Source organism: Burkholderia sp. (genome assembly GCF_018375725.1).
Taxonomy (GTDB): Bacteria; Pseudomonadota; Gammaproteobacteria; order Burkholderiales; family Burkholderiaceae; genus Burkholderia.
This window is the reverse complement of sequence record NZ_JAHACR010000162.1, coordinates 1-9,320: the sequence shown is the minus strand read 5'-3', so window position 1 is coordinate 9,320 and position 9,320 is coordinate 1. Positions and strand designations below refer to the sequence as shown.

Here is a 9,320-nt window from a genome sequence, read left to right as displayed (position 1 = left end):
CGTTTGTCAGGAAAAGCTGGTGTCTGAAGCCGCCCCCACTTCTGCGCGCAAGTTGAAAAGCGTGCCCGCCGCGCCTGAGAGCGCCCCGGTTTTCGAGATAGAATCGCTCGACATGGAAGCGCGCGGTGTCGGCCGTGTGACGACCGAGGACGGCGAGCCGGGCAAGGTCATCTTCGTCGAGGGTGCGCTGCCCGGCGAACGCGTGACCTATTCGAGCTTCCGCCGCAAGCCGAGCTACGAACAGGCTCAGGTTGTCGATATTCTGCGCCCGAGCGTGATGCGCACGCAGCCGAAATGCAAATTCTTCGGCGTATGCGGCGGCTGTTCGATGCAGCACCTCGACATGCGCGCGCAGGTCGCGATCAAGCAGCGCGTGCTCGAGGACAACCTGTGGCATCTCGCGAAGCTGCGCGCCGAAACGATGTTCGCGCCGATTCACGGCCCGTCGTGGGGTTACCGTTACCGCGCGCGGCTGACCGTGCGCAACGTCGTGAAAAAGGGCGGCGTGCTGGTCGGTTTCCACGAGCGGAAGAGCAGCTACGTTGCCGACATGACGAGCTGCGAGGTGCTGCCGCCGCATGTCTCCGCGATGCTGGTGCCGCTGCGCCGGCTGGTCGAGGGTCTATCGATCCGCGATCGCATGCCGCAGATCGAGCTCGCGGTCGGTTCGCAGGTCACGGCGCTCGTGCTGCGCGTGCTGGAGCCGATCAATGCAGCCGACGAGGCGCTCCTGCGCGCGTTCGCCGATGAGCACAAGGTGCAGTTCTGGCTGCAGCCGAAGGGCCCGGATACGGTGACGCCGTTCTATCCGCTCGACGTGCAACTCGACTACACGCTGCCCGAATTCGGCATCCGCATGCCGTTCAAGCCGACGGACTTCACCCAGGTCAATCATCAGATCAATCGTGTGCTGGTCGGTCGCGCACTGCGTCTGCTGGCGCCGGCGCGCAACGACCGCGTGCTCGATCTGTTCTGCGGGATCGGCAATTTCACGCTGCCGCTCGCGCGCCTGTCGCGCGAGGTGGTGGGCATCGAGGGCAGCGAGACGCTGACGACGCGCGCGCTCGCGAATGCGCGTGAGAACGGTGTCGACGGCCACACCTCGTTCGCATGCCGGAACCTGTTCGAAGTGACGGCCGACGACATCCGGGCGCTGGGCGCGTTCGACAAGTTCCTGATCGATCCGCCGCGCGAGGGTGCGCTTGCGGTGTCGAAGGCGCTTGCGGACATCGCACAGAGTGGTGAAGGCCCGCTGCCGAAGCGCATCGTCTATGTGTCATGCAATCCGTCGACACTTGCGCGCGATGCGGGCCTGCTCGTGCACGAAGCCGGTTACCGGCTGAAGGGCGCGGGTGTCGTCAACATGTTCCCGCACACGTCGCACGTCGAATCCATTGCGTTGTTCGAGCGCGACTGACTGCGCCGGTCGCGGACGTAAAAAAACCGGCCCGCGGGCCGGTTTTTTCATGCTGCGCGCAGGCTTCAGTTGCGGTTGCCGCCGAAGATGCCGAGCAGGGCAAGCAGATTGGTGAAAACGTTGTACAGATCGAGGTAGATCGCGAGCGTCGCGGTGATGTAGTTCGTCTCGCCGCCGTTGACGACGCGCTGCACGTCGAACAGCATGTATGCGGAGAAAATCACGATCGCCAGCACGGACACGGTGAGCATCAGCGCCGGCAGTTGCAGAAACACATTGGCGACGCCGGCGAGCAGGATCACGAGCACGCCCATGAACAGCCACTTGCCCAGGCCCGAGAAGTCGCGCTTGCTGACGGTGGCGATCGTCGCCATCGCGGCGAAGATGATGCCGGTGCCGCCGAACGCGAGCATGATCAGCGACGGGCCGTTCGAGAAGCCGAGGATGAAGCTGAGCAGGCGCGACAGCATCAGGCCCATGAAGAACGTGAAGCCGAGCAGGACGAATACGCCGGCGCTGCTGTTCTTGGTGCGCTCGATGGCGAACATGAAGCCGAATGCGATGGCGAAGAAAGCGAGCAGGCTCATCGCCGGGCTGGTGGCCGCAAACAGCGAAAAGCCGGTCGCGACGCCGATCCACGCGCCCAGCACGGTCGGGATCATCGACAGTGCGAGCAGCCAGTAGGTGTTGCGCAGCACGCGGTTGCGGACCTCGACGGTGCTGATGGAGCCACCGCGGCCGAAGTTGTACGGATAATCGTTCATGGTTTCTCCTGACAGTGAACGCAAGGGCGTCCGGGGCCGGCTTGGCGCGCGCAGAGGACGGCGCGCCAGGCCGGAGCAGCTATGCCTAAGATACGTTCCGCGCCGCGAGGTTTCAATGCCGAGCCGACGCAAAACGATGGAATTGGAACCTTTCGCTGGTGTAAGGGTTCAATCGCAATGATACACAGGATCGTGCTACAATAGTGGATTCATTTGGGTCTGTAACGTCTTAATTTTTTGGAGTTTTTATGGCAATCGAGCGCACCCTGTCGATCATCAAGCCGGATGCGGTGGCAAAGAACGTGATCGGCCAGATCTACAGCCGTTTCGAAGGCGCTGGCCTGAAGATCATCGCAGCGCGCATGGCGCACCTGTCGCGCGCTGAGGCGGAGAAGTTCTACGCAGTTCACGCAGAGCGTCCGTTCTTCAAGGATCTCGTCGAGTTCATGATCTCGGGTCCGGTGATGATCCAGGTTCTGGAAGGCGAGAACGCGATCCTGAAAAACCGCGACCTGATGGGCGCGACGGATCCGAAGAAGGCGGAGAAGGGCACGATCCGCGCGGACTTCGCCGACAGCATCGACGCGAATGCGGTGCACGGCTCGGACGCGCCGGAAACGGCGAGCGTCGAAGTGGCGTTCTTCTTCCCGGGAATGAACGTTTACTCGCGTTAAGCACTGGCTGACAATTCAGGCAGGCAGGATTCAGCGCACGCGGCAAGGCAGGACACCATGACGAGCGAAACTTCCGTCAATCTTCTCGACTTCGATGCCGAGGGCCTTGTCGCGTACTGCGGCAGCCTTGGCGAGAAGCCGTTCCGCGCCAAGCAATTGCAGCGCTGGATCCATCAGTACAACGCTGGCGATTTCGACGGCATGACCGATCTCGCGAAATCCTTGAGGGAAAAACTCAAGGGGCGCGCGACGATCGCGATGCCGGATATCGTCAGCGATCACGTTTCCGGGGACGGCACGCGCAAGTGGCTGATCGACGTCGGAAACGGCAACGCGGTCGAAACCGTCTTCATCCCGGAAGAGACGCGCGGCACGCTGTGCGTGTCGTCGCAGGCCGGATGTGCGGTAAATTGCCGCTTCTGCTCGACGGGTAAGCAGGGTTTCTCCCGCAATCTGTCGACTGCTGAAATCATCGGTCAGCTGCGCATGGCCGAATTTGCATTGCGCGCCTCGCTCGGTCGCGCGCCCGGCCCGAACGGCAAGGCCGAACGGGTGATCACCAACGTGGTGATGATGGGCATGGGCGAGCCGCTTCTGAATTACAGCGCAGTCGTGCCCGCAATGCGGTTGATGCTCGACGACAACGCGTACGGGTTGTCGCGCCGCCGGGTCACGCTGTCGACGTCCGGCGTGGTGCCGATGATGGATCGGCTCGGCGAGGAATTGCCGGTGGCGCTGGCCGTCTCGCTGCACGCGCCGAACGATGCGCTGCGCGACATGCTGGTGCCGCTCAACAAGAAGCATCCGCTTCGCGAGCTGATGGCGGCATGCCAGCGCTACCTGAAGGTCGCGCCGCGCGACTTCATCACTTTCGAATACTGCATGCTCGACGGCGTCAACGACACCGAAGCGCATGCGCGCGAACTGCTGGCGGTTACGCGCGACGTGCCGTGCAAGTTCAATCTGATTCCGTTCAATCCGTTCCCCGAGTCGGGGTTGATCCGGTCGAAGCCGGAGCAGATCAAGCGTTTTGCGCAGGTGCTCATCGACGCGGGCGTCGTCACGACGGTGCGCAAGACGCGCGGCGACGACATCGACGCTGCGTGCGGCCAACTGGCCGGTGCGGTGAAGGATCGCACGCGTCTGGCGGAGCGCACGGGCGCAGCAGGAAAAATCATCGAAGTTCGGGCGGTATGACGGGGATGCCCGAAACTTCAGGCAGTCAAACAAGCGAATAGCGATCGGCAGCGGCGCATGGTGCGCCGCGCCTGGTATGGACGGTTACGGGGTGCCGGCCGGCAAGCGCCGGTTGTGCCCGCCAGTGAAGAAGAATCGACGCGAGGACAAGGATGAGTGAGCCGCAGCCGTCAAATGGCGCAGATACGAATGCCGGAAAACCGGCAACGGCTGGACTGGAATCGTTGGTGGCCGTGGGGGGGCGCCTGGCACAGCTTCGGGAGGCGAAGGGCTGGACGGTCGACGACGTGTCGGCACGGCTCAAGGTGGCGCCGCAAAAGCTGCGGGCGCTCGAGGCAGGCGATATCAGTCACTTGCCCGGCGTGACGTTCGCGCTTGGGGTCGTGCGCAGCTACGCGAAGATGCTCGGGGTCGATCCCGAGCCGTTCGCACAGGCCTTGCGTCGCGAGCGTGGCGCGCCGGAAGTGGATCTGTCCTTGCCGGCATCATCGGGGTCGGATCTGCCGCGAGGGCGGGTGTCGATCCCGCTCGGCGGCACATCGCGGCACCGGCCGTGGCTGTGGGGTACGGCGGCTGCCGTCGCCGTGGTGATCGCCGCGGCGATGTGGCACACCGGCGGCGACTCGTCGGGCTGGCTGGCACGCTTCAAGGGCGGCGCTGCGCAAGGTGCATCCGCGGCACAATTGGCATCGGCGCCGACGGTCGAAGAGGCTGGCGCGTCCAGCGTGGCCGCGGTTGCGGCAAGCCAGGGACCTGCGTCGAACGTGCCGGCAATGCCGGCGCCGGCCTCGCAGGTCGTGGCGGCGGTCGCGCCGGTTTCCCAGCCCGCGGCGGTGGCAAGTGCGGCAGCGGCGGTGGTTCCGGCCGCGTCGGCTGCACAACCGGCCAGCATCGCGGTGGCGGCCGGCCAGTCGGTGGTCGAACTGAAGGTCAAGCAGGACTGCTGGTTCAGCGTGCGCGACAAGAACGGCAAGGAGCTGTTCTCGTCGCTGGTGCGGGCCGGCGAGACGAAACAGGTCGCGGGCGACGCGCCGCTCAAGGTTACGATCGGCAACAAGGCGGGCCTCGACTCGGTCGCGTTCGACGGAAAGTCCGTCGATCCGGCAAAATATTCGACAGCGCGGGGGAACGTGGCGCGGTTCACGTTGCCCTGACGGCAAGCGCCGCAACGAGGGTCGGTTGACGCATTGACGTCAACGGATCTCAGGGTGTGGCGCTTTTTCAATTCATGCGCCGCGGCGCATTCCGCGTAAATGGATCTATCGATGCAATCCGAAGCTCAATCCCCACGCAATAGCCAGATTTGTTCAACCGAGCCGGTATTCGGCGGGCATGCGCCGCGGCGCGTGTCACATGCGGTGAATGTCCGTTGGGGCGGGCAGCTCGTGACGATCGGCGGCGATGCGCCGGTGCGCGTGCAGTCGATGACGAACACGGACACGGCCGACGCGATCGGTACCGCGATCCAGATCAAGGAGCTGGCGAACGCCGGTTCCGAGCTGGTGCGCATCACGGTCAACACGCCCGAAGCCGCGGCCGCCGTGCCGTCGATTCGCGAACAGCTCGACCGCATGGGCGTCACGGTCCCGCTCGTCGGTGATTTCCATTACAACGGCCATCTGCTGCTGCGCGACTATCCCGGTTGCGCGGAAGCGCTGTCGAAATACCTGATCAATCCGGGCAACGTCGGCCAGGGCGCGAAGCGCGACACGCAGTTCGCGCAGATGATCGAGGCGGCGATCAAGTTCGACAAGCCGGTGCGTATCGGCGTGAACTGGGGCAGCCTCGACCAGGATCTGCTCGCACGCATGATGGACGAAAATGCCGCGCGCGCCGTGCCGTGGGAATCGCAAAGCGTGATGTACGAGGCGCTGATCCAGTCGGCGATCGGTTCCGCCGAGCGCGCAGTCGAGCTGGGTCTCGGCCGCGACCGCATCGTGCTGTCGTGCAAGGTGAGCGGCGTGCAGGACCTGATCGCGGTGTATCGCGAGCTGGCGCGCCGCTGCGGCTTCGCGCTGCACCTCGGGCTGACCGAGGCGGGCATGGGCTCGAAGGGCATCGTCGCTTCGACGGCCGCGCTCGGCGTGCTGCTGCAACAGGGGATCGGCGACACGATCCGTATCTCGCTGACGCCGGAGCCGGGCGCGTCGCGCACCGGCGAGGTGATCGTCGGCCAGGAAATCCTGCAGACGATGGGTCTGCGCTCGTTCGCGCCGATGGTGGTGGCGTGCCCGGGTTGCGGCCGTACGACGAGCACGCTGTTCCAGGAGCTCGCGATGCAGATCCAGACGTACCTGCGCGAGCAGATGCCGGTCTGGCGCGAGCAATATCCGGGCGTCGAGACGATGAACGTCGCGGTGATGGGCTGCATCGTCAACGGCCCGGGCGAATCGAAGCACGCGAACATCGGCATCAGCCTGCCGGGCTCGGGCGAGAATCCGGCCGCTCCCGTCTTCATCGACGGCGAGAAGGTCAAGACGCTGCGCGGCGAACGTATCGCCGAGGAATTCCAGCAGATCGTCAGCGACTACGTCGAACGCACTTACGGCCGCACCGCGGCCTGAACTCAATCCGTCAACAGAAACATCGATGACTGAACAGAAACGCAAGATCGAGAAGCTCACGGGCGTGAAGGGCATGAACGACATCCTGCCGCAGGATGCCGGCCTGTGGGCGTTCTTCGAGGACACCGTGAAGTCGCTGCTGCGCGCCTACGGCTACCAGAACATCCGCACGCCGATCGTCGAGCATACGCAGCTCTTCACGCGTGGCATCGGCGAGGTGACGGACATCGTCGAGAAGGAGATGTACAGCTTCACCGACGCGCTGAACGGCGAGCATCTGACGATGCGTCCGGAGAACACCGCGGCTGTCGTGCGCGCGGCGATCGAGCACAACATGCTGTACGACGGTCCGAAGCGGTTGTGGTACATCGGGCCGATGTTCCGTCACGAGCGTCCGCAGCGCGGCCGCTACCGGCAGTTCCACCAGGTCGGCGTCGAGGCGCTGGGCTTCGCGGGCCCGGATGCGGATGCCGAAATCATCATGATGTGCCAGCGGCTGTGGGACGACCTCGGCCTGACCGGCATCAAGCTCGAGATCAATTCGCTCGGCCTCGCCGAAGAGCGCGCGGCGCACCGTGTCGAGCTGATCAAGTACCTCGAGCAGCACGTCGACGCACTCGACGCCGATGCGCAACGCCGTCTCTATTCGAACCCGCTGCGCGTGCTCGACACGAAGAACCCTGCGATGCAGGAAATCGTGCAGAACGCACCGAAGCTGATCGACTTCCTCGGCGACGCGTCGCGCGCGCATTTCGAAGGGCTGCAGCGTCTCCTGAAGGCGAACAACATTCCGTTCACCGTCAATCCGCGTCTGGTTCGTGGTCTCGACTACTACAACCTGACCGTGTTCGAGTGGGTGACCGACAAGCTCGGCGCGCAGGGCACGGTGGCCGCGGGCGGCCGCTACGATCCGCTGATCGAGCAGCTCGGCGGCAAGCCGACCGCCGCGTGCGGCTGGGCGATGGGCATCGAGCGCATCCTCGAGTTGCTGAAGGAAGCGCAACTCGCGCCCGAGCAGGAGGGTGTCGACGTGTACGTCGTGCATCAGGGCGAGGCGGCGCGCGAGCAGGCGTTCATCGTTGCCGAGCGGCTGCGCGACACCGGCCTCGACGTGATTTTCAACTGCAGCGCCGACGGCGCGCCGGCGAGCTTCAAGTCGCAGATGAAGCGCGCCGATGCGAGCGGCGCGTCATTCGCGGTGATCTTCGGCGAAGAAGAGGTCGCGAACGGCACGGCGGGCGTGAAAGCGCTGCGTGGCGCCGGCGCGGATGGCGAGAAGAACCTTCAGCAGACCGTACCTGTCGAAAACTTGACCGAATTCCTAATCAATGCGATGGTTGCATCCGCCGATGACGGCGACGACTGATCGCACCGGGATTGGCTCGACAAGAAAGGCCTGAACAGGAAGGAATCGCTCGCCGATGAGTTATCACGACGAACAAGAATCGATTGAAAGTCTCAAGGCGTGGTGGGCCCGTTGGGGCAACCTCGCCACGTGGATCGTACTCGCGGCGCTCGTCGTCGCGGCGGGTTTCAACGGCTGGAATTTCTGGCAGCGTCGCCAGGCCGCCCAGGCGGCCGGGCTGTACGAGCAGGTGCAGAAGGCCGCCGCGTCGAACGACAAGACGACGATGGCACGCGCCGCAGCCGACATGGAAGACAAATACGGTCGCACGCCTTATGCGCAGATGACCGCACTGGCGGCGGCGAAGGTGCTCTATGGCGCGGGCGACACCGCCGGCGCGAAAGCGCAGCTGCAGTGGGCCGCCGATCACGCGCAGGACGCCGAGTACAAGCAGATCGCGAAGTTGCGTCTCGCATCGCTGCTGCTCGACGAGAAAGCATACGACGCGGGCCTTGCGCTGTTGTCAGGCGAGCCGGTCGATGCATTCAAGGGCCTGGTGGCTGACCGTCGTGGCGATCTGCTCGCCGCGCAGGGCAAGCCGGACGATGCACGCGCCGCATACAAGGTGGCGCTGGACAGCCTGCCGAAGGAAGACATGTCGGCGCGCCAGCTCGTCCAGTTCAAGCTGGATGCGCTGGGCGGCTGAGCCGCTGCCCGATCAACCTCTTAACTTTGCTTCGCTAATCGATGAATTTGCTGAAACGTTACGCTGTGCCCGTTGCCTGCGCGGCGGCCGTGCTGACACTGGCGGCCTGCTCGTCGTCGAAGGACGCGCGTCGCGTGCCGACGCCGCTGACCGAGATCAAACCCGTCCTCGACGTGCAACAGATCTGGAAGGCGAGTGTCGGCAAGGGCGGACGCTATCTGTTTTCGCCGGTCGCGGTCGGCGACGCGGTGTACGTGGCGGGCGAGAACGGCTCGGTCGAGAAGATCGATGCGAAGACCGGCGAACAAGTCTGGCGTACCAAGCTGGATTCGGATCTGTCGGCCGGTGTCGGCAGCGACGGCAACCTGACTGCGGTCGGCGCGCTCAAGGGTGGCGTGTTCGTGCTCGGCCCGGACGGCAAGCTCCTGTGGAAAGCCACCGTGCAGGGCGAGGTCTTCTCGCCGCCGCTCGTCGGCAACGGGCTCGTGATCGTTCGCACGATCGACGGACAGGTCATTGCATTCGCGGCGCAGACGGGCGAGCAGAAGTGGAACTACCGCAACCGCGCGGTGCCGCTGAACCTGCGCGTGTCGGCCGGCATGACGTTCGCAGGCGATGCCGCCGTGCTCGCGGGATTCCCGGGCGGCGGTCTC

At 64.7% G+C, this 9,320-nt stretch carries 9 protein-coding genes; 8 read left to right on the top strand and 1 reads right to left on the bottom strand.

Going from position 1 to position 9,320, the window contains the following annotated elements; translation table 11 throughout:
- Positions 1–1,417: 23S rRNA (uracil(1939)-C(5))-methyltransferase RlmD (gene rlmD / locus KH616_RS16325; protein ID WP_292248127.1), on the top strand; the 1,417-nt coding region annotated here is incomplete at its 5' end.
- Positions 1,418–1,482: 65 nt separating this feature from the next.
- Here rlmD and KH616_RS16320 read toward each other — a convergent pair.
- A complete protein-coding gene (locus tag KH616_RS16320) occupies positions 1,483–2,181 on the bottom strand; it encodes a Bax inhibitor-1/YccA family protein (protein ID WP_292248126.1) in 699 nt (232 codons plus the stop codon).
- Between the two features lie 248 nt (positions 2,182–2,429).
- Here KH616_RS16320 and ndk point away from each other — a divergent pair, with 248 nt between their 5' ends.
- The 7 genes from ndk to KH616_RS16285 form a co-directional block, all read left to right on the top strand.
- The gene (gene ndk / locus KH616_RS16315) at positions 2,430–2,855 is read left to right on the top strand and encodes a nucleoside-diphosphate kinase (protein ID WP_292248124.1); all 426 of its coding nucleotides are present in this window, start codon (positions 2,430–2,432) and stop codon (positions 2,853–2,855) included.
- Between the two features lie 57 nt (positions 2,856–2,912).
- The gene (gene rlmN / locus KH616_RS16310) at positions 2,913–4,052 is read left to right on the top strand and encodes a 23S rRNA (adenine(2503)-C(2))-methyltransferase RlmN (protein WP_292248122.1); all 1,140 of its coding nucleotides are present in this window, start codon (positions 2,913–2,915) and stop codon (positions 4,050–4,052) included.
- A 152-nt stretch (positions 4,053–4,204) separates the two neighbouring features.
- Positions 4,205–5,206 carry a RodZ domain-containing protein gene (locus KH616_RS16305; protein ID WP_292248121.1) on the top strand — a complete coding sequence of 334 codons (1,002 nt, stop codon included), beginning with the start codon at positions 4,205–4,207 and terminating at the stop codon, positions 5,204–5,206.
- 111 nt (positions 5,207–5,317) lie between these two features.
- Positions 5,318–6,616, top strand: coding sequence for a flavodoxin-dependent (E)-4-hydroxy-3-methylbut-2-enyl-diphosphate synthase (gene ispG / locus KH616_RS16300; RefSeq protein WP_292248118.1), 1,299 nt, complete (start codon positions 5,318–5,320; stop codon positions 6,614–6,616).
- A gap of 25 nt (positions 6,617–6,641) precedes the next feature.
- The gene (gene hisS / locus KH616_RS16295; protein ID WP_292248115.1) at positions 6,642–7,982 is read left to right on the top strand and encodes a histidine--tRNA ligase; all 1,341 of its coding nucleotides are present in this window, start codon (positions 6,642–6,644) and stop codon (positions 7,980–7,982) included.
- Between the two features lie 55 nt (positions 7,983–8,037).
- A complete protein-coding gene (locus KH616_RS16290; RefSeq protein WP_292248113.1) occupies positions 8,038–8,667 on the top strand; it encodes a tetratricopeptide repeat protein in 630 nt (209 codons plus the stop codon).
- Between the two features lie 41 nt (positions 8,668–8,708).
- On the top strand, positions 8,709–9,320 hold a 612-nt coding region (locus KH616_RS16285), incomplete at its 3' end, for a PQQ-binding-like beta-propeller repeat protein (protein ID WP_292248110.1).